Here is a 24,412-nt window from a genome sequence, read left to right as displayed (position 1 = left end):
ATCCAATAAATGCCAGTATATATGAATTGTTGAAATACTACTGTTTTATTGGTAAAATAAATATGAAATTTTAGCATAAGTTATCGAAAACACCTATCAAAAATTGAGAATAAGGTGATAATTTGGACGTAATCAGAAATTTTAAAATATCAGTACTGGTTTTACTTGATATTATATTAATAAATCTCTCTATAGTTATAGGGTTGTTTCTTAGATTTTCTCTGGATGAACACTACCTTCAAATACCCGTCTATTACATGACGCGTTATTACAATACTGCTGTGGTTATAACAGCAATTTTTATTGTGATTTTTTATATTTTCAGGCTGTATTCCAGCCTCTGGCGTTATGCCAGCGTAAATGAAATAGTTTCAATATTTTTTGCCACGGTTATAGCCACAATACTAAGCTACATATATGGTATAACCTTTAATGTTTATCTTCCGAGGAGCATATACATAATATCCTGGATGCTTATCATGCTGTCGGTGGGAGGTATAAGATTTTCAAACAGGATATTCTGGATGGCTTATTTCTATAATAAGAAGGAGCGATCAGCATTTAAGAATATACTCATTGTAGGAGCAGGCGCATCCGGAGCCAAAGTTGTTAAGGAAATGCAAAAGAACAAAGAGCTGGGATATTACCCTGTAGGCATTATAGATGATGATAAATATAAGCAGGGGAAATACATAAACAATGTGCAAGTATTAGGAAACAGAAACGATATTGAAAAAATAGTAAAACAAAAATGGGTGGACGAGATAATTATAGCTATGCCTTCGGCTTCACAGTCCGAAATCAAGGGCATAATCGATATATGTAAAAACGTTAAATGCAAAGTCAGGATACAGCCGGGAGTCAACTATCTTTTAGATACCGACTCACCATTAGGAAGCATAAGAGATATTGATATAGAGGATTTGCTGGGCAGAGCTCCGGTTATGCTTGATATAGACAATATAGCAGATTATCTTAATAATAAAACTGTACTTGTAACGGGCGGAGGCGGTTCCATTGGCTCGGAACTGTGCAGGCAGATTGCAAAATTCTCTCCCGATACCTTGCTTGTTTTGGACATTTACGAAAACAATGTCTATGATTTACAAAACGAACTGGATAAATTAAATGTTGGCTTTAAAATTAAGGTGCTGATTGGCTCGGTAAGGGATAAACAGAGAGTGGATGAAATATTCAGTACATATAGGCCTGATGTTGTATTTCACGCTGCAGCCCATAAGCACGTCCCCTTGATGGAGGACAATCCTTTGGAAGCGGTTAAAAACAATATTTACGGTACTTTGAATATGGTTGAATGCGCCCACAAATACGGAACCAAAAGATTTGTCATGATATCCACGGACAAAGCCGTAAACCCTACAAATGTAATGGGTGCTACTAAGAGGGTATGTGAAATGATAATACAGGCCATTGATCAAATAAGCAATACCGAATTCGTTGCCGTAAGGTTTGGAAATGTTTTAGGCAGCAACGGTTCTGTTATTCCGTTGTTCAAAAAGCAGATTCAAAGCGGAGGGCCCATTACCGTAACCCATCCTGAAATAAACAGGTTTTTTATGACCATACCCGAGGCCGCCCAGCTGGTAATTCAAGCGGGAGCGATGGCTAAAGGAGGAGAGATATTTGTCCTTGATATGGGTCAGCCTGTTAAAATAGTTGATCTGGCAAGGGATCTTATAAAGCTTTCAGGTCTTGAGCCTGAAAAGGATATAAAAATAGTATTTACCGGTTTAAGACCGGGGGAAAAGCTATACGAAGAGGTTTTGATGGCAGAAGAGGGCTTGAATAAGACAGCCCACGAGAAGATTATGGTTGGAACCTTATCCAACATCGATTATTATGCATTGCTGTCTAAGCTTGAAGATTTTGAAACCATAATTAATAAAAACCCGAAAGAAGTAAAGCAGGCACTTATGGATATTGTACCTACTTATCATACTATCGAATCATAAAGGAAGGATTATATGCGCTATGAATAAAGATATTGAATTCAGCTCAACTGGAAAAGCACTATATGAAAAGATAATGAATAAAACCGCCAAAATAGGAGTGGTGGGATTAGGCTATGTTGGCTTGCCTCTGGCTGTTGAGAAGGCCAAGGCAGGATATTACGTAACGGGCTTCGATGTTCAAAAGCAGAAGGTTGATGATGTAAATTCCGGACACAATTACATAGGTGATGTGGTTGATGAAGAGCTTTATTTGCTGGTAAAGGAGAAAAAATTGCAGGCAACGGAGGATTACAGCTTTATTAAAGAAGTGGATGCTGTTTTTATCTGCGTGCCTACGCCACTTGATAAATATATGCAGCCTGATATATCTTATGTAGTAAACTCCACTAGAAGCATAGCTCAAAACCTTCATGAAGGTATGCTTGTTGTTCTAGAGAGCACTACCTACCCCGGCACTACAGAAGAGGTCGTAAAACCTATATTGGAAGAGAGCGGCTTAAAATGCGGTATTGACTTTTTTCTGGCATTTTCACCTGAGAGGGTGGACCCGGGCAACAAGAAATTCAAGACTAAAAACACTCCCAAGGTTGTGGGAGGCATGACTAAGTGCTGTACGGAAATCGCCGCTGCAGTATACAGAAATGTGCTGGAAGGCGAGATATTTCCTGTCTCCTCACCGGCAGTAGCCGAGATGGAAAAAATACTTGAAAATACTTTCAGAAATATAAATATAGCTCTGGTAAATGAGATGGCAATACTCTGCAAAAGAATGGGCATAGATATTTGGGAGGTTATTGATGCTGCAGCATCAAAGCCTTACGGATTTATGCCTTTTTATCCCGGACCGGGACTGGGCGGCCATTGTATTCCAATAGACCCCTATTATTTGACCTGGAAGGCGAGGGAGTACAATTACCACACAAAGTTAATTGAAGTATCCGGGGAGATAAACAATTTCATGCCAGAATTCGTCGTTGAAAATATAATGAAGATATTAAACAAGAGCAAGCTGGCCTTAAACGGTGCAAAGGTGCTGCTTTTAGGCGTTGCATATAAAAAGGATATAGATGATTACAGGGAGTCCCCAGTTTTAAAAATAATTGAATTATTGGAGGAACAGGGAGCACAAATCATTATAAATGACCCCCATGTTCCAACCTTTAAGTGCAGCGGAAAGCTTTATAAGACGGTGGAAATGGACGATGATATGGTATCAAATGCCGATATAGTGGTAATAACCACCGACCATTCAATTTATGACTACGAAAAAATATTGAAAGATGCAAAAGTAATATATGATACCAGGAATGCCATGGGTCATATTAAAAATTTAAGAGACAAAATATATAAACTATAATCCTAGTCAATGATTATATCCAGGAGGAATAACAATTGGATAAATTGAAATTTGCAACCATCGGTTGCGGCAGAATAGCAAAGAAGCACATGGAAGCCCTGGCAAACAATTTTGAAGAAGCCGAATTGGTTTGCGTAAGCGATATCATATTAAGGAATGCCGAGGAAAAATCCGCATTATATAATGATTATCTCCAATCAAAAGGCTATAAGAAAGCCAGTATAAAGCTGTATCAGAACTATAAAGAGATGCTAAAAAATGAAAAAATAGATGTGGTAACAATAGCCACAGAAAGCGGTTATCACCCCGAAATAGCCATTGAGTGCTTAAATGCCGGCATACACGTAGTTGTTGAAAAGCCCATGGCTTTATCAACTGCCGATGCGGAAAAAATGATTGAAGCTTCCCGAAAAAATAATAAAAAACTTTGCGTCTGCCATCAAAACAGGTTTAATACGTCAATTGCAATGTTGAGAAGTGCTGTTGAAAAAAACAGATTTGGTAAATTGGTAAACGGTACTGCAAGAATATTATGGAACAGAAATATGGAATATTATAACCAGGCACCCTGGAGAGGTACCTGGAAATTAGACGGCGGAACTTTGATGAACCAGTGCATCCATAACATAGACTTGCTTCAATGGATGATGGGCGGAGAAGTGGATTCCGTTTATGCACAATGCGGAACCTTTATAAGGGATATAGAAGCCGAGGATTTCGGGGCAATAATCATTCGTTTTAAAAACGGAGCTATAGGTATTGTCGAAGGTACAGCCTGTGTATATCCTAAAAACCTTGAAGAAACTTTAAGCATATTTGGTGAAAAAGGGACTGTATGCATCGGAGGCATTGCCGTTAACAAAATTGAAACCTGGAGATTTGCCGATGGCTTGGATAACGAAGCTGAGATTTTGAAGAGGCAGGAAGGAGATCCGGATTCAGTTTATGGATTTGGCCATACTCCTCTCTTCAAAGATATGATTGACAGTATAAAAAGTGATAAAGAGCCCCTTATATCCGGAGAAAGCGGCAAGGTTGCTATGGAGATAATACTTGCGGCATATAAATCTCAAAAGACGGGTATGCCTGTAAAATTTCCCATAGGGGATTTCTCAACCATTGATATGATAAGGTAGGTATTATTTATGAATTATGTGTCAGACAAGGCTATAATAGGACATAATGTAAAGGTAGGGTACTTTACTGTAATTGAAGATAATGTTGAAATAGGGGAAAATACTATAATAGGACATAATGTTGTAATACATGAAGGAACCATAATAGGCTCCAATGTCAGAGTAGATGACAATGCCGTAATAGGCAAAACTCCTATGAGGTCTGTAAACAGCATATTCAATGATGAAGATAAATTGTCTCCTGCAGCTATAAAGGAAGGATGCCTGATTGGTGCTGGTGTTGTAATTTATTGTGGCTGTGAAATTGGTGAAAAGGTTTTGGTTGCCGATTTGGCCACCATAAGGGAAAACGTTAAAATAGGAAATAAGACAATAATAGGCAGGGGAGTTGCAGTTGAAAATTTTTGCACCATAGGAAGTAACTGCAAACTAGAGACCAATGCCTATTTGACTGCTTATTCTTTAGTCGAGGATTTTGTATTTATAGCACCGGGAGTTGTAACCTCCAACGATAATTTTGCCGCACGATCAAAAGAGCGCTTTAATCATTTTAAGGGTGTTACAATTAAAAAGGGCGGAAGGGTAGGAGCACAGGCTACAATACTACCAGGAAAAGTAATAAATGAAGATGGATTTGCCGCAGCAGGAAGCGTTGTTACCAGGGACATAGAAGAGGGTAAGATTGCAGCCGGGAATCCTGCAAAGGTTCTTCGCGATGTTCCGAAGGATCAGCTTCTGAAAAATCAGAAATAACAGCATTAATATTTAAAGGTAGTGAAGGTTGATGAATACAATTGCCGGCTTAGGTTTGAAAAAGAAGGTTTCTGTTTTAGCTTTAATAATTTTAATAACAACATTGACAGGAATATATATTGCGAGGGATTACCAAAAAGGCCTGATTTTAGTTTTCTGGATTTGTGTCATAGCATGCATGTTTGGTTATTTCATCAGGAACTTATTAAATGCAGATAAGCTATTTTATTTGTTTCTTTTCGTAATACCTTACATGAATATATTAGGATTCAGTTTGAAATATGTATTGCCCCTTGGAATTTGCATCATGGTCTTTTTTATTGTAATGCTGACTAAAGGAAAGATTACGGTAAAAGGCATGATAGAAACCCAAAACGGCAGGCTTCTTGTTATGTACGTTTTATTGAATTTTGCATTGCTGCCTTTTTCAATTGATTTAAGAACAAGCATGACTTATATCATAAGCTTTCCAATTATAATTTTTTTATGGGATTGGGTAATAGAGAATTTCAACACCGAAAAGAGTATTGAAAACATATTTGAAGTTATAAATTTCATTGGCTTGTTTTACAGTGTTATAGGCCTTGGTATAGTTGTATTAGGTTATATGGGGGTAAATATTACATATCATATCGCTTATACAAGAACGCGGATGTATGAAATAAGCTCGGTCTTTCCCAATCCAAATTCTCTGGGAGTGCTATTGACTTTTACCATACCATGTGCAGTTTATCTGTTTTTTAAAAAATCATCAAAGATATATCATTTTATATGCCTGATGTTTATGGGCATTAATCTTTTATTAACCTTTTCCAGGAGCGCCTGGGGAGCGGTGGGTATTTCGGTGATGATAATATTCCTTTATAAGTTCAGGAAATACAAATATCTATGGATAGGGATAATATTTGCAATAATAACATTGCTTCCTCTTGTCATCGATGTTGACTTTGACTTTAAAAACTTAAGCAAGGGCATATTCTCTCTAAGCAGCAGAGGAATATTGTGGAATGCTGCAATACAGGCAATAAAGGAAAGACCTTTTACGGGTTTTGGAATAGGTAATTCTGTCAGAGCCATAAGCACATATTCAATAAACATTATGGGAAGGACTCCCCATAACACATTTTTAAGAATGTGGGTGGAGATGGGGATCTTTACATTGATAATTTATATAGTGTTCTTATTCAATATGCTGCGACAATTTTTGTTATCAAGAAAGAAATCTCTGATGATGTATACTATGGTTGCCATAATTGCCGGTTCCTTGTTTACCCAGGTATTTGAGACCATGCTTTTAGGAGGCTTAAGCGTTACGGGTGGATATTTCTTTATATTTACCGCGCTTTTGGAGGTAATGTTTAAAAACAGCAATGATGGGGGTGCAATGAATGAAGATATGCTATCTGGCTAACGCAACAAGCATTCATACCCAAAGGTGGGCAAAGTCATTAAGTTCACGGGGCCGTGATATTGAAATTATATCCTTTGATAAGGCAGAAATAGAGGGGATTAAAGTTCATTATATTGAGCCGGTAAAAAGGGAAAGAAACAGATTGCCCTATGAGCCTAAGAACATTACTTACATAGCAAAAGCCTTAAAAGTAAGGGAACTTATTAAAAAAATCAAGCCGGATATTGTCCATGCTCATTATGCTACAGGCTACGGACTTACAGGAGCCTTATGCAATATACACCCCCTTATAATTTCCACCTGGGGGACGGATATTTTCGATGCTCCAAGGAAAAATAAAATATTTGAAAATATAGTAAGATATAATTTGAAAAAGGCAGATTACATAATTGCAACAAGCAAGGCATTGGCTGATGAAACAATGCTTTATACTGACAAGAAATTGGAAATAATACCATTTGGAATAGATATTGAAAAATTCAATGTAGAAAGACATAAGGATGATACTGTAATTACCTTCGGAATAGTAAAATCCTTGGAGGAGGTTTACGGAATCGAGTATCTGATAAGAGCCTTTGAAAAGATATATAAAAAATACGGTAATTTAAGGCTTCTCATCGTAGGAGGAGGAAACCTTTACGATAAGCTTAAGATTATGTGCGCTGAGCTTAAGATAGAAGATTACGTAACCTTTACAGGCAAGGTGTTAAATACGGAAGTGCCAATATTTTTAAATGAAATGGATATCTTCGTAATGCCTTCAATACGTGAATCCTTCGGCGTGGCAGCTTTAGAGGCTCAAGCCTGCGGGGTGCCGGTAATTGCCTCAGATGTAGGCGGAATACCGGAGGTTGTAATTGACGGTGAAACGGGGCTGCTATTTAAAGCAGCGGACACCGATGAACTGGCAGAAAAAATGGAATATCTTATAAACAACAGCCAAATCAGGAATGAAATGGGAAGGCGCGGAAGGGCTTTTGTCGAGAACAGCTATAATTGGGAAGCCAATGTAGATGAGATGTATAAACTATATGAAAATATAATAGAAGGGTGTGTATAGTAATGGATTTAAGAGATGTCCTTTATTATTTTAAAAAATCAATATGGATTTTAATAATATCAATTGTATTGTGTACTGCAGTGAGCGGATTTTTTTCCTATTTTAATAAATACAGCTATTTATGCACCCCTAAGATAATTGTGGGGCCTCAGACCCAGGTGAACCGGGACACCAAATTCGTCAGCAATATAGTTAATGTATTGGCTGAGTTGACAACCAATGATGAGGTACTTGACAGGCTGTTAAATGAGACTGGACTTAATATGGATAAGGAAACCTTAAAAACAATGATAAGCACTGATGCAAATGATGTGCATCAAAGGATATACTTTATTGTGACAGGAAGCGATCAAGAGGCAGTAAGGGTAGTGGCAGATAAAATCCCGGATATTATTTCGGATGCCGCTATGAAGCTCTTTGGCATAGACAATCTGATGATAGTAAAAAGTGAGAAGGTAGTAATTAACGGAAAAAGTTACAGACAAAACATCATAAGCGGTTCAGTTGCCGGATTAGGCATAGGAATTATGATTATTTTTCTGCTCATGACCTTTGATAAAAAGCTGTGGGAGAAAAAAGCATTGCAAAGGCTTTACAATTTGGATTACCTTGGTTCTTTAAAACAAAAAGGTGATGATACATCCATACTTAGTACCAAGCTCATATTAAAAGCTAAGAACAATGATACAAAAACAGCTGCAATCATACCCTTGGATGTGAAGGATGATAAAAAGCACATAAACCAATTGGTAAAGACCCTTGCTTCCATGGGAAGAAAGGTTCTTGTCATAGGCAAGGACTTATATAATAAAAAATCATCTGAAGGTTCGCTGTCAATACAAAACAGCGATATATCAAAACTTATTGAGGAAGCAGATAAAAATATTCATTATGTGTCCTTTGACCCTAAGGATAATATAACAGCTTCAGACATCATCAAGCTTGATATAAAGAGCCAGCTTGAAAGCGTTAAGGATTGCTACGATTTGATACTTTTATCCCTTTCAAAGGATACAGGAGCAGACAAAATGCTTTTATTGTCCCATTCCTTTGGTTCAATCATAGCGGCAGCAGAGAAAAATTCCACAAATATTAAAAACGCAGAAGAGCTGACGTCCAATTTAAAAGACACCGACATAAACATATTGGGATATTACGTAATAGAGTAGAGAGGTATTAAAATTGAAAATACTTACAGTAATAGGGGCAAGGCCTCAATTTATAAAAGCTGCACCGGTGTCACAGGCCATAAGAAAAAAACATGATGAAGTTATTATACATACGGGACAACATTATGATGATAATATGTCAAAGATATTTTTTGAAGAGCTCAACATTCCGGCACCAGATTATAATTTGAATATCGGCTCGGGAAACCACGGATATATGACGGGCATGATGCTCATAAAAATCGAAGAGATAGTTCTGAAGGAAAATCCGGATGCATTAATGGTATACGGTGATACAAATTCAACTCTGGCAGGTGCTCTTGCCGCCAGCAAGCTGCATATACCCGTCGTACATATAGAAGCGGGACTTAGGAGTTTTAATATGGCTATGCCCGAAGAACAGAACAGAATATTGACAGACCATATATCAAAGGTGCTGTTTTGTCCTACGTATACTGCTGTTAAAAATCTTGAAAAGGAAGGCATCATAGATAATATCTACAATGTGGGAGATGTTATGCTGGATGCCACATTGCATTTTAAAAACCTGGCCCTTAAAAATACTGAATTTTTAAGGGAATGGGGTATAGAAAACAAGGATTACATACTTGCAACAATTCACAGAGCTGAAAATACCGACAACAGGCAAAGGCTTCAAAGTATTATAAATGCTTTGAATAACTGTCAAAAAGAAATAATACTTCCTCTTCATCCCCGTACACGTAAATTTTTAGGGGAATACGGCATTGAAACTAGCAGCAACATAAAAATAATCGACCCTGTTGGCTATCTTGATATGATCCGCCTTGAAAGCCATGCATTAAAAATTATAACAGACAGCGGCGGTGTTCAAAAGGAAGCCTTTTTCCTGAAGGTTCCCTGCATTACATTGAGGGATGAAACCGAATGGGTGGAAACGGTACAAAACGGCTGGAACATAATCGTTGGAAGCAATGAAAAAAAGATAGTTGATGCCATAAAAAATTTCACACCGGCTATGGAACAAAAAGAGGCCTTCGGTGACGGCAAGGCCAGTGAAAAAATAAGTGAGATACTTTATAATACGCTGCAATAGAGGCTAAAATCATGAAAATTTTATTTTTGACCCAATACTGCCCGCCGGAGGTGGGTGCACCTCAAAACAGAATATTTGAATTTGCAAAGCAGCTTAAAAAGTTAGGTCATGATATTACTATATTAACTGCAATGCCTAATTATCCAAAGGGTGAAATATTTGAAGGCTACAAAGGCAAATTAACATTAAGGGAAACAATAGAAGGTATTGATATAATAAGGACGTGGATATATGCCACTAAAAATACCGGTTTTATCCCGAGGATAATAAATTATTTGTCGTTTACCATAACCTCTGTAATATTTGGACTTCCCATGACAGGAAAGCAGGATGTTGTAATAACCGAATCCCCGCCCTTGTTTTTAGGATATTCCGGATTCTTGATATCCAGGCTTAAAGGGGCTAAATATGTATTCAATGTATCGGATTTGTGGCCGGAATCGGCAATAAAGCTTGGAGTGCTAAATGACAAGCTTTTAATAGGATTGTCTACCTGGCTGGAGGAATTCAGCTATAAAAAATCCCATTTGATAACAGGCCAGACCATGGGAATTGTAAATAATATTATAGACAGGGGCTTTGGAAATGGAAAGGTACACTTAATTACTAACGGTGTTGATTCGGAGCTTTTCAAGCCTCAAAACAGAAATGATGAAACAAGAAGACAGTTTAACATAGAAGGAAAGTTTGCAGTATGTTACGCAGGCATCCACGGCATTGCCCAAGGACTTGAAATAATCATAAATACTGCAAAAGAGCTTAAAGGTTACAAGGATATATCCTTTGTATTCATAGGCGAAGGCCCGGAAAAGGAAAAGCTCATGTCCATGGTCAAGGAGTTTGAACTTGATAATGTACAGTTTTATCCCTTACAGCCTAAAAAGAATATGCCAAACATAATAGCATCAATGGATGCAACAATAATACCTTTGAAAAAGCTTGATTTATTCAAAGGCGCTTTGCCTTCTAAGATGTTTGAAGCCTTGTCATCAGAGCTACCCATCATCTTATCCGTTGAAGGTGAAGCTGAGGAATTGATAAAAAAGGCAAAGGCCGGTATTTGTGTTGAGCCGGAAAATCACATGGAAGTTAAAGATGCAGTTTTAAAGCTCTATGAAAATCCTGAGCTCTGCAAAGAATTAGGGGAAAACGGCAGAAAATATGTAATGGAAAACTATTCAAGACAGACCATAACAAAAAGATTTGAATCACTGCTTATAGATATTATGAAGAAATAAACATGCTAGTGGAGGAATTGTTCCATGGAATGGAATGAACACAAATTTAAAATAAATGAAAGGCTTAAAAATAAGTCTTTTGATTTGATATTGAAAAGAATTATGGATTTAACAGCGTCCTTGATATTATTTATATTGCTTATTCCCGCATTGCTTATAATTGCGATTGCCATAAAAAAAGATTCTGAAGGTCCTGCAATATTTACTCAGATAAGAGTAGGACTTGACGGAAAGCCTTTTAAAATTTATAAATTCAGGACAATGGTAAAAAATGCAGAAAGGCTGTTCAAGCTTGATATTGACAAGGACAATTTAGGAAGCCTGGTATTTCAGGATAAAGGTGATTCAAGGGTGACCAAAATAGGTGCTTTTTTAAGGAGAACCAGCCTGGATGAACTGCCCCAGCTTATGAACGTAATCATCGGAAATATGAGCCTCGTGGGACCGCGGCCTGAAATTCCTTCCGTAGCCGATTATTATAACAAAACGCAGAAGCTGCGCCTTAAAGTTTTGCCGGGTATTACCGGTCTTGCCCAGGTCAGCGGCAGAGGAGAAATAGAACTTGATGAAACCATTAAATATGACATTGAATATATTGAAAATTACAGCATATGGCTGGATATAAAAATTCTTTTTAAAACTATATCGGTAGTATTACGAGGCCAGGGTGCCTATTAGAGGAGATGCTTTTTTATGATGGGCATAATTAAAAACATAAAAAATAACGGGATTCTTTTTATATTATTATTGATTTATATTACACTTGTGATTTTTACACCTTATATAAAAATAGCAGGAAGAGAGAATTTTGAAGTGACATTTATACTCACCATTCTTTTTGTTTTTCTTCTGCCTTATGCTGTAAAGGAAAGCTTTTATGAGAAAAACAGGAGCATAAGGATCATTGCATTGCTATTATCGGCTATATTTTTAACGGATACGATTTCCATAGTAAATTTCATAATACATAATGGCTTTGTAAATATAATTTCAAATATTGTACCTAATATCAAAGTGGGATTGTATATTCTATTAGCCATTGCTATTTTGCCTGCAGGTATAGATGAAGATAATCATAGATTTTTTCTTTATAAATTCCTGCCTGCGCTGGCTTTTTTAATAGCTCTTGTCGGGATAATGCAAAGAACAAATCTGTTTAATTTTAATGAGTGGTTCACAGGATATTATATATCAAGCGAAAGCGGAAGAGCGGTAATCGATTCCCTCATTGAAAAGCAGGAGTGGAGGAGGGTACTAGGGACTCTGTCAAATCCCAATTTTTATTCTCTCCAGCTTATGGTATTAATGGCTTGTATTACTTCCAATATCGTACATGCAGATGATTTGAAACATAAAGCTGTAAACCTGATTATAGATATAATGCTTTTCTTATCACTTATATTTACCCAGTCAAGGACAGGCATTGCCGTAGTTATTATGGTATTCTTTTATTTTATGATTGTTCAGACTATAAAAGGCGGCAGAAAAAATATAATAAAGTATCTGATTGCATTTTTGGTCATACTTATAGTAATTGCACTGGCAGTCAAATATATGGACCTGTATTATATTTTTGATATAATAAAATATAAATTTGATGTAAACAGCGTAAACGACCGTATTAAACACTGGATAGAGGCAATAAACTTATTCAAGTTTCATCCAATTGTAGGTATCGGACCGGTTATAGGAGTATATTATTCATCCGTTGATAATGAATATATACACATACTGAGAAATTACGGTGCATTAGGCTTGCTGGCACATTTATCATTATACATCTATATTTTTGTTGCAACATTAAAAGACATTATAAGAAAAAGCACAAGCACCATGGTCCGTCACTATGCTATGTCAGTAAATCTATCGGTACTGGCAGTACTTATTACGAACATCACCATGGCAACTTTCTACCACTGGCGCAACTTCATATTGCTGCTGTTTATAAGCCTTATGTGGAGTAAGGTTAGGGACTATTAGTGTTAGTCAATTTACTTTTCATAGCATAAGCTTGGGATGATGACAGGGACATTGCGGAGCGACCGTAGAGGTGATATCCGAAGAACTCTGAGCATCTTATTGTAAAGAAGCGTCAAGCGAGCATAAGCGGCCGTCAAAAGCAGGATGGTTTTGGGCCGGAGAGCCCTTTACAATAAGATGATGCATAACTCTAGGTCATGGAGCAGTGAATGGAGCCATCTCAAGCGATACTACCAAGAATTGAGGATGAAATTATATGAGTAAATATAGTATAAAGAGGGCCGCAATATTGATGGTCCTAGCTACAATAATTGAAAAAGCATTGGGATTCGGAAGAGAGATGGTAATAGCCAGCCAGTTTGGAGCCACCGGTCTGACGGATGCATATATTGGGGGATATCTTGTACCGTATTTTATAATGGCGCTATTATATGCCGGATTGGTTAATGTATATTCGCCATTGTTTTTATCGGAGAAGGAAGCCGACGAAGATATGGCCTGGGAAAAAATAAACAGCATATCTTCATATTTGCTGATACTGATTTTATTTATGACGGTTATCGGTATAGTGTTTTCCGGACAAATAATAAAGCTTTTATATCCCGGGTTCACTCCGGAAAACATAGAGGCTGCAGCATCAATATCCAGGATATTCTTTATAGGAGTGTTTATATACAGCGGTACAATCATAGAAGGAGCCCTTTTAAATTGTTACAGGCAGTTTATATATCCGCTGATTGCAATAAGCCTTTTATCTGCAGGCATAATTGCAGGGGTTTTTTTGTTCGGTGGAAGTACTAATATTAACTCAATAGCTTACGGTTACATGACAGGTGCAGCCATCGGGCTTATACTCCAATTTATGAAGCTTAAAAGCATTGATAAGAGATTTAGTCTTAATTTAAAAATGTATCCTGAATTTACACAAAAATTCTTTGGAATGCTCCTTCCAATATTGATAGCTACATCCATGAGCCAGGTAAACGTTTTTGTAGACAGAATTTTTGCATCATACCTTGCTGAAGGAAGTATGTCTTATTTGAGCTATGGAAACAAAGTGGTTGAGCTTCCCATAACACTGTTTGCCGGAATTATATCAACTATTATTTTTCCTGACCTCATTGATTATATTAACAAGGAAGACAGAGAAAATCTTAAAATTTATTTAAATAAAGCCCTTATAATAAGTCTTATTTTTCTTATACCATCCTTTGCAGGGCTTATAACATTAAGGATGGATGTAGTAAAGCTTTTATATGAGAGAAATGTATTTACAAGCTCAGATACCATTAATACATCACTGGCATTATTGGGATACAGCCCCACTATTATACTTTATGGAGGAACGGCAGTTATTTCAAAGGTCTATTATTCCATGAGGGACACAAAAACCTTGATGTACATAAGCCTCTTTACCATATTTCTTAATGCTCTCATGGATTATTTCTTCATGAAAACTATGAGGCATTTGGGATTAGCCCTTGCCACTTCATTGGTGGCGGTATTCCAGTTTGGTATGGCATATTGGATGCTGAAGAAAAAAATAAGCATTTCCATGGGTACGTATTTATTAAAAAACCTTATAAAAATATGTGCAGCAGCTGCAGTTATGTCTGGTGTAATTACAGTTTTAAATAATATTATTTCAATATCCTCTCATACAATTACAGTGGCAATATTGATATTAGCAGGGGTATCAGTTTATTTTGCATTGATTATATTATTTAAAGTTGATGAGGTTAAAACCATAATTGACAAGATCCGAAAGAGAGGGAAATAGGCATTTTCCACTAATTAATTTTTTAAAACTCAGCATTTGTGTAATTATTTACTATCTTCCGCACATACTATTTTTATAGACTTGCTGTATGGAAGGTGGTATGTATGGAATTGTACGACATTATTGAAAAAAGACGGAGTATACGCAAGTATAAGGATATACCGGTCGAAAAGGAAAAACTTTATAGAATTTTTAAATCAGCAACACTGATACCCTCCTGGTCATGCAAACATTGCTGGAGATTTATAATAGTAGACGAACTTGAGACCAAGCTTATGATATCTCAAGCCGTGGATGAGTCTAATCCGGCTCAGGATGCATTAAAACATGCTCCCATGATAGTTATAATTTGTGCCAACCCTGTGGATACGGAGGAAATAGATGATAAGGAATATTACATGGCTGATTGCGGCATAGCCATGGAACATATAATGCTGTCAGCAACTTATGAGGGTCTTGCAACCTGCTGGATAGGGCTGTTTGATGAGGATAATATAAAATCAATTCTAAAAATCCCTTCCCAGATTAGGATTGTTGGAATAACGCCTTTAGGGTACGGAGATGAAATGCCGGAAGATAAGGAGAAGGTAGGAATTAAGGATATAACCTACTATAATAAATGGGAAAGCAATATTGGGTTTAATAATATTTGAAATCTTTGTGGTATAAATTAGGCTTCATTTTCATAATGAATGCCTTTTTAATTTGGCGGAAATGCATTATATTCAATTTATATAGAAATTATCAGAAAATATCTATATAATATACATTAGCTATGTTTTTCATGAAAGGATACAAGGTTAAAGCTTGGCATCCTTATTAAGGAGTATAGTATATGAATTTTAATGAATACATACATTCAATGAAACCGGATATAGTTAAATCAGTACAGGATATGGTAAGAATAAGGAGTGTAAAGGATGAGCCCAAAGACGATGCACCTTTTGGAGAAGGTATAAACAGGGCTCTTATGTATGCACTGGATATTGCAGCCTCCATGGGTTTTAAGACAAAGAATTTAAACGGATATATAGGTTATGCAGAATATGGACAAGGTGAGGAGACTGTAGGTATAATAGGTCACCTTGATGTAGTTCACGAAGGAAGCGGATGGACTTATCCTCCATTTACCGGGGAGATTCATGCTGACAGGATTTACGGCCGGGGAGCAATTGATGATAAAGGACCCATTATTGCAGCATTATACGCATTAAAGGCGATTAAAGATTCGGCAGTTTCATTAAGCAAAAAGATTCGAATAATCTTCGGTACCGATGAAGAAAATGGCTGGGAAGATATAAAAAAATACCTTGAGCAGGAAAAAGCTCCGGACATTGGTTTTGTCCCTGATGGATTCTTTCCCGCGGTAAATTCGGAAATAGGGTCCATTGATATTGAATTTAGTAAGGAAATAGCCAGAAAGTCAAAGGGAATGATTGAAATAAAATCCATTAAATGTGACGATAATGTAAATACAATCCCCAATGAATGTACCTGTGAGTTAAAGCTAAAGGGCATGGCTAAATATATGTTAAAGGATATATTGGAGCTTTACGATGAAACTAAAAAGACAAATATGATAATAAACGAGATTGTTGATATGTATACAATAATTTCAAAAAGCAATGCATCCAATAATAAAGATGTCAGCATGAGCAAAAACGCCATAGGCCAGTTAATTGAATTCCTTGCACAATTCAGCCTTGGCCAAAATGATGTATCGGATTTTATTAAGTATATATCGAAATTTTCTACTTCAGAGAATTCAGGCAAGAAGGTGCATATAGAATATGCCGATTCACATAATTTGAATTATACTGTTTATTTGACTGGATTATATATAGATGAGGATACTGCAAAAGCTGTTATTAATATAAGATATCCGATTGAATCAAGCTATGATAAATTAATGGAATTTATAACCAATGATGCTGCCAGCAAAAAGGTAAATATGGATATTTTAAGGCATAGAGCACCTCTTTATATTCCCGAAGACAGTATTTTGATTTCCACACTTTTAAATACATATAATTCTGTTGTGGGTGAAGAAGGCAGCGTTGTTTCTGTAAATGGCCAAACATATGCAAAGGCATTTAACAATATGGCAGCCTTTGGACCGCTGTTCCCAGGCGAAATCAAAACCTCTCATAAGCCGGATGAATCCATGGATATAGATAATCTTATAAAATGTACCGAGATATACAGCCAGGCTATATACCAGTTGGCTAAATAGCGCAAATTATTATAACAGGGGTTCATAATAGCTTTAAACGAAGGGGATAAAATGAATATAAGAAAAATTATTTTTATGGCTGCAGTTAATAATATCCCAACAACAAACAGCAGCCGGGGCTTTGTCAATAAAATTAAATATCATATACTAAAGGGTATATTTAAAAGCATGGGCAAAAACGTGAACATAAGGCCGGGCATTAAATTTGCAAAGGGTTATAATATTTCCATAGGAGATAATTCCGGCATAGGAGATAGCAGCTTTTTGCAGGATATAGGAGAAATCATAATAGGAAATGATGTTTTAATGGCGCCTGAGATTATGATCTTTACCTCCAATCATGAAATGAAAAGAAATGAATTAATAAGAAATCAGGGGATTAAAGTGAAAAATGTAAGAATAGGCGACGATGTATGGATAGGCACAAGAGCCATCATACTTCCGGGAGTCAATATTAAAAATGGGGCGGTTATAGCCGCCGGGGCCGTAGTAACCAAAGACGTTGAAGAATATTCAATAGTCGGCGGCGTGCCGGCAAGGAAAATAGGGATGAGAGAATAACACCTGCAATTTGCCAGGTGTTTTTAATTTGCTTTACTGTAATAAACCTGTGAATTGATAAATGTGTGAATAATTAAAAAGGCAATTATATAATAATAAATTTATTTTTTCAAAGAATATTACTAAGTATCGAAAGGGGAAGGGTTAATGGAAAGAGTAATCATAGACGGAAATAGCCTGACAGTTGAGGATGTGGTAAATGTAGCGAGAAATAATTATAGCGTAGAAATTTCAAATGAGGCTAAGGAGCGAATAAATAAATCAAGAGCTCTTATTGATGATATGGTTAAAGCTGAAAAAGTTCAATATGGTATAACTACAGGCTTTGGAAAATTCAGCGATGTGGTCATTTCAAAAAAAGAAACCAGGACTTTGCAGAGAAACCTTATAATTTCCCATGCCTGCGGTGTAGGCGACCCACTGGATATTGAAATTGTCAGGACCATAATGCTTTTAAGAATAAATGCGCTTTCAAAGGGCTATTCGGGTATAAGGTTGTCAACGATAGAGACTCTTATAAAAATGCTTAATAAAAAAGTGCATCCTGTAATTCCTGAAAAAGGCTCTTTAGGTGCCAGCGGAGATTTGGCGCCCTTATCCCACATGGTTCTGGTTTTGATGGGAGAAGGTGAGGCCTTTTATGAAGGTGAAAGGCTTGTAGGCAAGGAGGCTCTTAAGAGAGCTGGAATTGAGCCCGTTGAGCTGGTTGAGAAGGAAGGCTTAGCCCTTATAAACGGCACCCAGGTTATGACGGCTATTGCAGCTTTGGCTATATACGACAGCTTAAATTTATCAAAGACAGCAGATATAGTGTCTGCAATGACCTTTGAAGCTCTAAGGGGAATAATAACCGCTTTTGACAATAAAATCGGAATGGTGAGGCCCCATAAGGGTTCTATTAATACTATGGAAAACATGGCAAGACTAACTCGATACAGTGAGCTTATAACAGAACAGGGTGAATTAAAGGTACAGGATGCTTATACGTTAAGGTGCATACCTCAAATTCACGGTGCAGGTAAAGACTCAATTGAGTATATAAAAGGTGTAATTGATATAGAGATTAATTCGGCTACGGATAATCCTCTGATATTTCCCGATGATGGCGAGATTATATCGGGAGGTAATTTCCATGGCCAGCCATTAGCCCTTGTCATGGACTTTTTAGGTATAGCTTTATCTGAATTTGCCAATGTATCTGAGAGAAGATTAGAGAGACTGGTTAATTATCAATTGAACGATTTGCCTCCATTTTTAACGGAGCAGGGGGGATTGAATTCAGGATTTATGATAGCTCAATATTCTGCTGCTTCCCTTGTATCTGAAAATAAAGTACTTGCGCATCCGGCATCCGTGGATTCCATACCTTCTTCTGCGAATCAGGAAGATCATGTCAGTATGGGAACAATTGCCGCAAGAAAAGCGAGGGAAATATTGAAAAATGTTCAAAGAGTGCTGGCAATAGAGCTTTTAGCAGCAGCCCAGGCTCTGGAATACCGCAAGGAAGGAAAGAGAGGAGAAGGTGTAGACGAAGCTTATAAATTGGTTCGCAGTATAGTTCCGCCTCTTAAGGAAGACCGGATCATGTATATTGATATCAACAAGTGTGTTGAACTTATCATAACAAATCGGGTTGTTGAAGTTGTTGAAGATAAGATAGGTGTTTTGAAATAAATAAAAATCACGCGTTTTACGCGTGATTTTTATTGTCCATTAAAGCTTAAATGAGTGCTTCTACACTTGCTGCTGTGAATATAAGCTGCTTGTCCTGTGTTGTTGCAGTACCTGCAAGGCGATAGCCCTTTGGACCGCCGTCTTTAGTTGCTCCTACAACCCAGGCACTGCTGTTTGTTTCAAGATTTTTACGGGTTTCCTCCATTTTATAAATGCCGAAAACTACTTTGTCGTCAGAGACTTCACCTTTTCCCACTATAATCGGGTGTGGCGTTCCGTTTGAATCCACAGTAACAATTGACAGAAATGCCGAACCTTCAAGTACTTTTTTTACATCTTCACTGATAATCATTTTTTTACCCCCTGAAAAAGTTATTTGGCAGCTCTTCACTATGTAATTACTACCTGGTATAATAATACTACTGCGATATTTCATATACAATTACGCAGAATATAATGAGCAGGTAAGAAAATTATGATTATAGAAGAAAAAAGTTACTGCGAAAACTCATGTGCCAATAAATGTCCCTGCAAAGAATACTGCCCTTTGGGAAGTGCTTTGAAACTAATAGGCGGCAAATGGAAGATACCAATACTATGTGCTTTGCATCAGGATGGGACAACCAGATATAATGAGCTTAAACGTAAAATAAACGGCATAACCAATACCATGCTGGCCAGTTCATTAAAGGAGCTGGAAAACGATGGCTTGGTATGCCGAAGACAATATGATGAAATGCCTGTAAGAGTAGAATATGCGTTAACTTCGGCCTGTGACGATCTGATACCAATACTGAATCAATTGGCTAAGTGGGGTTCCAAAGTCAACTCAGGAGAAGGCTCAAAATAACAAAAGCTTTATTTTTTTAATTCATCAAGGGGAGCAAAACGGTATCCGTTGTTTTGGAGATTTTGTATTATTTCTCCTAAAGCTTCTGTATTGCTTTTAGATACAGCATGCAAAAGTAAAATGGCGCCATTGTGGTAATAAGTATTAACAAAGTCCAAAGTGGCAGCCTTGCCTGGCTGGTTGTTAGTATCCCAGTCCTTGTGAGCCATGCTCCAAAGTATTGTTTTATAGCCTAAGGAATTGGTGAGATAAAGGGTCCTTTCGCTCCATTCCCCCATTGGCGGCCTGAAAAAGCCGGGCATGTCTTTGCCTGTAATCTCTTTGAAATAATCAGCTGTATTTTTAATCTCGCTTAATACCTTTTCATCGGAAACATCGGGCATGGAAGGGTGTGTTTCACTGTGATTTCCCACAATGTGACCTTCATCTACCATACGTTTTACAAGCTCGGGATTTTTCTTTATATATGGCAAAGTCACAAAAAACGCTGCTGTGACTCCTTTTTGCTTTAAAATATCAAGAATTTCACCTGTATAGCCATTCTCATACCCTTCATCAAAGGTTAAATATATTACCTTGTTTTCCGTATCTCCAGTAAAGTAGCCTTCATATTTATCAAGAATATTTTTAAATTTGGAACTCAAAATAGGCACTTTATGTTCCTTATTCCTACCCGGCATCCAATTAACAATCTTTTCATTGCTTAAAGTTGAAATATCCACTATAGGATAATCTATACTATCCTTAGGAGTAGGGACAGTAGGTGTGGTGGGTGTAACTGTATCTTCATTTGCAGTTTCTTTTATATCTTCATTATCCTCATTGCTTACCGATGAAATTTCATCATCAAATACAAAATCAGGATTCTTTTCCGAAACGATTTTATCTTGACCGATTAAACCGCAGGATGCTGAATTCAATAATGTAAAAAGTGCTAAAATCATTATCGCAGCTTTCTTCATATTATCACTCCATTTTCACTTTATAATTATATTATAACGTTATTTCCATTTTATATTGTAGGAAAATAATTAAAAATGTATTCTTATATTGAATTTTATTATAATGTATATATGAAAAAAATATTTTGCTAGAAAGCATTCTAAGTTTACAGACCAATATAAGGGGATTAACATGGGCAATAACAAAGAAAAAATAGATGTAATTTATAATAAACTCATTCAAAATAACGGTGTCTTAACAGAAGAACATAATGTAAATGGCATTGCGAGAGAATATGAAGACTTGATGGAAACAGAGAGAAAAAAGGCCTCAGGCAGCTTTTATACTCCAAAATTCATTATAAAATATATGGTGGATAAAGCACTTAGCCAATATGATTTATCTAAAAATCCATACATAAAAATTCTGGATCCTTCCTGCGGAAGCGGATACTTTTTAGATGAGATATATAACAGGCTTAGGTGTATATATAAAGATAATCTTGATATTATAAATGAAAAAAATCCGGAGTTGAACTTAAAGAAAAACACCATACATGAACATATAATAAATAATAATATTTTCGCTGCCGATGCAGATGAATATGGAGTTAAACTTTCTGTAATCAATCTGATAATGAAAAGTCCGAAATCCCTTGCTGTGCCTAAAATTATATGCTGTGACAGCCTATTAAACTGGGAGGATACTTTTTTAGAACATAGAGATTTTTGGAGCAATAAGTTTGATTTGATAATAGGAAATCCTCCCTATATAGGTCATAAGAAAATGGGGGGGAAATACAGAAAACTCTTAAACGGCATATATGAGGATATATTCAAAGACAAAGCCGATATTTCCTTTTGCTTTATCAAGAGCTCCATAGACAGGCTAAATGAAAAAGGAGTGCTGAACTTTATAACATCAAGATATTTCATGGAGTCTCCCAGCGGCTTTTCTTTAAGAAATTTCTTAAAAGAAAACACTGAATTAAATGAAATAATAGATTTTTACGGTGTCAGAATTATAAAGGGTATCTCAGTAGACCCTGTAATAATTGAAATCATAAAAGAGAAAAGCACTCAATCTAATAAGATAAATGTAGCTAAAGCAAAACCGCAGCTTAAAAAATTAGACGGTGAACTTATATTCACTGCCATTAACATCAAAGATGCTAGATACTATGATTTTTTTACTGTTAATCAACACACCCTCCTTGATTCAGGATGGTCCCTGATAAACGATGAAAGTGCATCAATAATAGAAAAAATCCAATCCCAATTAAAGTGTAATCTTTCAGAGGCTTGTATAAGCTTTCAGGGGATAATAACTGGTTGTGATAAAGCTTTTATAGTGGACAAAAACATTATAAATAAGTTTAACATTGAAAAAGCTCTGTTAAAAAGATGGATTAAGAACAGCAATATTAAAAAATATGTTACTGATAATAATAGCAAGTACCTGATATATGCGAATGATATCAAGAATGTTGAAGAATTCAAAGGCGCCATATCACATATTGAACAATATAAGGATAAGCTTATGCAAAGAAGAGAATGCAAAAACGGTGTAAGAAAGTGGTATGAACTGCAGTGGGGCAGGGAAGCAAAGCGTTTTGACGGGAAAAAGATTATATTCCCGTATAAGTCCTCAAATAACAGATTTGCTTTAGATGAAGGAAGCTATAGCAGCGCTGACATCTACGGTATTATTATAAAAGACGAATTTAAGGATAAAATATCATATGAATTTTTACTGGGGCTATTAAACAGCAAATTATATGAATTTTATTTTAAAAGCTATGCCAAAAAGCTTGGAGAAAACCTATATGATTATTATCCCAATACAGTAATGCGCCTTAAAATCCCTTGTTTGGCAAACTGCGATATAGAAGAACTTGTAAATAAAATAATTTATTCAAAGGATGAAGGGGCTCTTAATACATATATAAGGCGCATTGATGAATTGGTATATGATTACTTTAAACTTACAGATGGAGAAATTGCATTAATTGAAAAAAGCACGAACTAAATCAGCTTTTCAAAGGTACCGAAGACGACAGGCTTTCCCTCTTTTACCATGACTTTGCCCTTTGCAATTACAGTATCGATGGACAGGTCCTCTTTATTCATCAAAATTATGTCCGCATCCAGGCCAGGCTGTATGCGGCCTTTTTTATTACTTAACTTTAAAACGTCTGCCGGATTTGAAGTCAAAGGCATAAGCGCTGTATCAACCGGGATGTTTTCTTTAAATACGGCATCGCAGAATTCACTGTGATTATCCCTTAAGGAACCAACTCCAAGCCTTAAAAGATTTCCCTTCGAGTCAAATTCAGGTGAGCTTCCGTTGCCGTCAGAGCTCATGGTTATTTTTTCTTGAGGAACGCCGTTTATAAGCATCATTTTTAAAGCGGTGCTGGGTTTTACAATAGAGCCATCTAATACAGGCTTTATGCTGGAAGTTATATCAACATAGCCCCCTGATTTTGCATATTTTATAGAATCATACAATAGTTCACGAGTACGGTTTATATGTGTGGGTACCATCTGTTCCGGCGGTATTTCGCCTATATTTGTGATTTCAAAAAGCTGTGAAAGCTTTCTCTTGCCATCGCCTACATGAAGGTGCAGTACCCCGGCTTTTCCTGAGAGCATTCCGCCGACACGTGCTTCTGCTGCCAGCCTTAGTATATCCTGAGTTGTGGGCTGAGCCGAACGGTGGTCCGATATGGCAATCTCCCCTATTCCAATTATTTTATCTATTAGTATGATATCATTTCTTGAATTGTCAGTTATGTTCCTGGTTGGGATTTCATAGGAACCGGTATATATATAAGTTGTTATGCCTTCTTCCTCTAATGCCCTTGCCTTTGCAAGAAGGGCGGCCATGTGCCTTGTAGTACCGTCGGTACCCAGGCACCCTACGACGGTCGTTATGCCAAAAGAAGTTATATCTGTAAGCATGGCCTCAGGAGTGCGGGTGGTAAAGCCGCCTTCACCGCCTCCGCCTGTTATGTGAACATGGCCGTCAATAAAGCCGGGTGTAAGTATTTTATCTTCGCCTGAAATTACTTCAATATCATAAAAGCTCACAGAAGGCAAATCAATATTATCTGAAATCTTTCCTATTTTGTCATTAATCAGCAGCACATCTTTTTTTCCTGAATACTCCGGGCTGTATACTTCAATATCTTTAATTATTTTAAGCAAAGGATAAACCT

Annotated in this window: 20 protein-coding genes and 1 pseudogene; 18 read left to right on the top strand and 3 right to left on the bottom strand. The window is 36.7% G+C overall.

The genetic code is table 11. The annotated features are described in order from the left end of the window. Window positions 1-122 precede the first annotated feature (122 nt). The 16 genes and pseudogenes from OXPF_RS05280 (at window position 123) to hutH (ending at window position 19,400) form a co-directional block, all read left to right on the top strand. Window positions 123-1,973, top strand: a complete 1,851-nt coding sequence (locus tag OXPF_RS05280) for a polysaccharide biosynthesis protein (protein WP_054874170.1) — start codon at window positions 123-125, stop codon at window positions 1,971-1,973. A 19-nt stretch (window positions 1,974-1,992) separates the two neighbouring features. After that, window positions 1,993-3,330: a nucleotide sugar dehydrogenase gene (locus OXPF_RS05275; protein WP_054874169.1), complete on the top strand. Its 1,338-nt coding sequence runs from the start codon at window positions 1,993-1,995 to the stop codon at window positions 3,328-3,330. Window positions 3,331-3,365: 35 nt separating this feature from the next. Next, window positions 3,366-4,466, top strand: a complete 1,101-nt coding sequence (locus OXPF_RS05270) for a Gfo/Idh/MocA family protein (protein ID WP_054874168.1) — start codon at window positions 3,366-3,368, stop codon at window positions 4,464-4,466. Window positions 4,467-4,475: 9 nt separating this feature from the next. Further along, window positions 4,476-5,219, top strand: coding sequence for an acyltransferase (locus OXPF_RS05265; RefSeq protein ID WP_054874167.1), 744 nt, complete (start codon window positions 4,476-4,478; stop codon window positions 5,217-5,219). Window positions 5,220-5,250: 31 nt separating this feature from the next. Next, window positions 5,251-6,630: an O-antigen ligase family protein gene (locus OXPF_RS05260; protein ID WP_054874166.1), complete on the top strand. Its 1,380-nt coding sequence runs from the start codon at window positions 5,251-5,253 to the stop codon at window positions 6,628-6,630. Beyond that, complete coding sequence (locus OXPF_RS05255; RefSeq protein WP_054874165.1) at window positions 6,608-7,690, top strand: glycosyltransferase family 4 protein; 1,083 nt, start codon at window positions 6,608-6,610, stop codon at window positions 7,688-7,690. The genes OXPF_RS05260 and OXPF_RS05255 overlap by 23 nt, the downstream gene beginning before the upstream one ends. 2 nt (window positions 7,691-7,692) lie before the next feature. Further along, window positions 7,693-8,859 carry a YveK family protein gene (locus OXPF_RS05250; RefSeq protein ID WP_054874164.1) on the top strand — a complete coding sequence of 389 codons (1,167 nt, stop codon included), beginning with the start codon at window positions 7,693-7,695 and terminating at the stop codon, window positions 8,857-8,859. Between the two features lie 13 nt (window positions 8,860-8,872). After that, the gene (wecB, locus tag OXPF_RS05245; protein ID WP_054874163.1) at window positions 8,873-9,934 is read left to right on the top strand and encodes a non-hydrolyzing UDP-N-acetylglucosamine 2-epimerase; all 1,062 of its coding nucleotides are present in this window, start codon (window positions 8,873-8,875) and stop codon (window positions 9,932-9,934) included. An 11-nt stretch (window positions 9,935-9,945) separates the two neighbouring features. After that, entirely contained in the window at window positions 9,946-11,172 is a 1,227-nt protein-coding gene (locus tag OXPF_RS05240) for a glycosyltransferase family 4 protein (protein WP_054874162.1), read from the top strand. A gap of 24 nt (window positions 11,173-11,196) precedes the next feature. After that, entirely contained in the window at window positions 11,197-11,850 is a 654-nt protein-coding gene (locus OXPF_RS05235) for an exopolysaccharide biosynthesis polyprenyl glycosylphosphotransferase (RefSeq protein ID WP_054874161.1), read from the top strand. A gap of 15 nt (window positions 11,851-11,865) precedes the next feature. Beyond that, entirely contained in the window at window positions 11,866-13,152 is a 1,287-nt protein-coding gene (locus OXPF_RS05230) for an O-antigen ligase family protein (RefSeq protein WP_054874160.1), read from the top strand. A 256-nt stretch (window positions 13,153-13,408) separates the two neighbouring features. Then, entirely contained in the window at window positions 13,409-14,932 is a 1,524-nt protein-coding gene (gene murJ / locus OXPF_RS05225) for a murein biosynthesis integral membrane protein MurJ (RefSeq protein WP_054874159.1), read from the top strand. Window positions 14,933-15,036: 104 nt separating this feature from the next. Next, on the top strand, window positions 15,037-15,585 hold the full coding sequence (locus tag OXPF_RS05220; protein ID WP_054874158.1) for a nitroreductase family protein: 549 nt from the start codon (window positions 15,037-15,039) through the stop codon (window positions 15,583-15,585). A 182-nt stretch (window positions 15,586-15,767) separates the two neighbouring features. Then, complete coding sequence (gene pepV / locus OXPF_RS05215; protein WP_054874157.1) at window positions 15,768-17,165, top strand: dipeptidase PepV; 1,398 nt, start codon at window positions 15,768-15,770, stop codon at window positions 17,163-17,165. 399 nt (window positions 17,166-17,564) lie between these two features. Next, window positions 17,565-17,720, top strand: a pseudogene (locus OXPF_RS23595) (DapH/DapD/GlmU-related protein); the annotation flags it as partial. A 153-nt stretch (window positions 17,721-17,873) separates the two neighbouring features. Continuing rightward, window positions 17,874-19,400 carry a histidine ammonia-lyase gene (gene hutH, locus OXPF_RS05205; RefSeq protein ID WP_054874156.1) on the top strand — a complete coding sequence of 509 codons (1,527 nt, stop codon included), beginning with the start codon at window positions 17,874-17,876 and terminating at the stop codon, window positions 19,398-19,400. A gap of 46 nt (window positions 19,401-19,446) precedes the next feature. Here hutH and OXPF_RS05200 read toward each other — a convergent pair whose 3' ends face one another. Then, window positions 19,447-19,752: a pyridoxamine 5'-phosphate oxidase family protein gene (locus OXPF_RS05200; protein WP_054874155.1), complete on the bottom strand. Its 306-nt coding sequence runs from the start codon at window positions 19,750-19,752 to the stop codon at window positions 19,447-19,449. Between the two features lie 123 nt (window positions 19,753-19,875). On the opposite strand from OXPF_RS05200, the gene OXPF_RS05195 reads away from it, so the two are divergent. Beyond that, window positions 19,876-20,250: a winged helix-turn-helix transcriptional regulator gene (locus OXPF_RS05195; protein WP_054874154.1), complete on the top strand. Its 375-nt coding sequence runs from the start codon at window positions 19,876-19,878 to the stop codon at window positions 20,248-20,250. Between the two features lie 8 nt (window positions 20,251-20,258). Here OXPF_RS05195 and pdaA read toward each other — a convergent pair whose 3' ends face one another. Further along, window positions 20,259-21,212 carry a delta-lactam-biosynthetic de-N-acetylase gene (gene pdaA, locus OXPF_RS05190; protein ID WP_054874153.1) on the bottom strand — a complete coding sequence of 318 codons (954 nt, stop codon included), beginning with the start codon at window positions 21,210-21,212 and terminating at the stop codon, window positions 20,259-20,261. A 172-nt stretch (window positions 21,213-21,384) separates the two neighbouring features. Here pdaA and OXPF_RS05185 point away from each other — a divergent pair, with 172 nt between their 5' ends. Continuing rightward, the gene (locus OXPF_RS05185) at window positions 21,385-23,220 is read left to right on the top strand and encodes an Eco57I restriction-modification methylase domain-containing protein (protein WP_054874152.1); all 1,836 of its coding nucleotides are present in this window, start codon (window positions 21,385-21,387) and stop codon (window positions 23,218-23,220) included. On the opposite strand, the gene iadA is transcribed toward OXPF_RS05185, so the two are convergent. Next, entirely contained in the window at window positions 23,217-24,401 is a 1,185-nt protein-coding gene (gene iadA, locus OXPF_RS05180) for a beta-aspartyl-peptidase (protein WP_054874151.1), read from the bottom strand. The two genes, OXPF_RS05185 and iadA, sit on opposite strands and share 4 nt — an antisense overlap. Window positions 24,402-24,412: the final 11 nt, after the last annotated feature.

The sequence above is a fragment of the Oxobacter pfennigii genome, assembly GCF_001317355.1.
In the GTDB taxonomy this organism is placed as follows: domain Bacteria; phylum Bacillota; class Clostridia; order Clostridiales; family Oxobacteraceae; genus Oxobacter; species Oxobacter pfennigii.
Note: the sequence above shows the minus strand (reverse complement) of the source record. Positions and strands in the feature narration are given on the sequence as shown.

What these genes read in the sequence shown, in the direction of transcription:
- OXPF_RS05250 (WP_054874164.1), top strand. Translation starts at nt 7,693, where the DNA reads ATGGATTTAAGAGATGTCCTTTATTATTTTAAAAAATCAATATGGATT.
- OXPF_RS05185 (WP_054874152.1), top strand. Translation starts at nt 21,385, where the DNA reads ATGGGCAATAACAAAGAAAAAATAGATGTAATTTATAATAAACTCATT.
- OXPF_RS05260 (WP_054874166.1), top strand. Translation starts at nt 5,251, where the DNA reads ATGAATACAATTGCCGGCTTAGGTTTGAAAAAGAAGGTTTCTGTTTTA.
- OXPF_RS05195 (WP_054874154.1), top strand. Translation starts at nt 19,876, where the DNA reads ATGATTATAGAAGAAAAAAGTTACTGCGAAAACTCATGTGCCAATAAA.
- pdaA (WP_054874153.1), bottom strand. Translation starts at nt 21,212, where the DNA reads ATGAAGAAAGCTGCGATAATGATTTTAGCACTTTTTACATTATTGAAT.
- OXPF_RS05275 (WP_054874169.1), top strand. Translation starts at nt 1,993, where the DNA reads ATGAATAAAGATATTGAATTCAGCTCAACTGGAAAAGCACTATATGAA.
- OXPF_RS05220 (WP_054874158.1), top strand. Translation starts at nt 15,037, where the DNA reads ATGGAATTGTACGACATTATTGAAAAAAGACGGAGTATACGCAAGTAT.
- OXPF_RS05235 (WP_054874161.1), top strand. Translation starts at nt 11,197, where the DNA reads ATGGAATGGAATGAACACAAATTTAAAATAAATGAAAGGCTTAAAAAT.
- OXPF_RS05200 (WP_054874155.1), bottom strand. Translation starts at nt 19,752, where the DNA reads ATGATTATCAGTGAAGATGTAAAAAAAGTACTTGAAGGTTCGGCATTT.
- murJ (WP_054874159.1), top strand. Translation starts at nt 13,409, where the DNA reads ATGAGTAAATATAGTATAAAGAGGGCCGCAATATTGATGGTCCTAGCT.
- OXPF_RS05255 (WP_054874165.1), top strand. Translation starts at nt 6,608, where the DNA reads ATGAAGATATGCTATCTGGCTAACGCAACAAGCATTCATACCCAAAGG.
- OXPF_RS05240 (WP_054874162.1), top strand. Translation starts at nt 9,946, where the DNA reads ATGAAAATTTTATTTTTGACCCAATACTGCCCGCCGGAGGTGGGTGCA.
- OXPF_RS05265 (WP_054874167.1), top strand. Translation starts at nt 4,476, where the DNA reads ATGAATTATGTGTCAGACAAGGCTATAATAGGACATAATGTAAAGGTA.
- pepV (WP_054874157.1), top strand. Translation starts at nt 15,768, where the DNA reads ATGAATTTTAATGAATACATACATTCAATGAAACCGGATATAGTTAAA.
- OXPF_RS05230 (WP_054874160.1), top strand. Translation starts at nt 11,866, where the DNA reads ATGATGGGCATAATTAAAAACATAAAAAATAACGGGATTCTTTTTATA.
- hutH (WP_054874156.1), top strand. Translation starts at nt 17,874, where the DNA reads ATGGAAAGAGTAATCATAGACGGAAATAGCCTGACAGTTGAGGATGTG.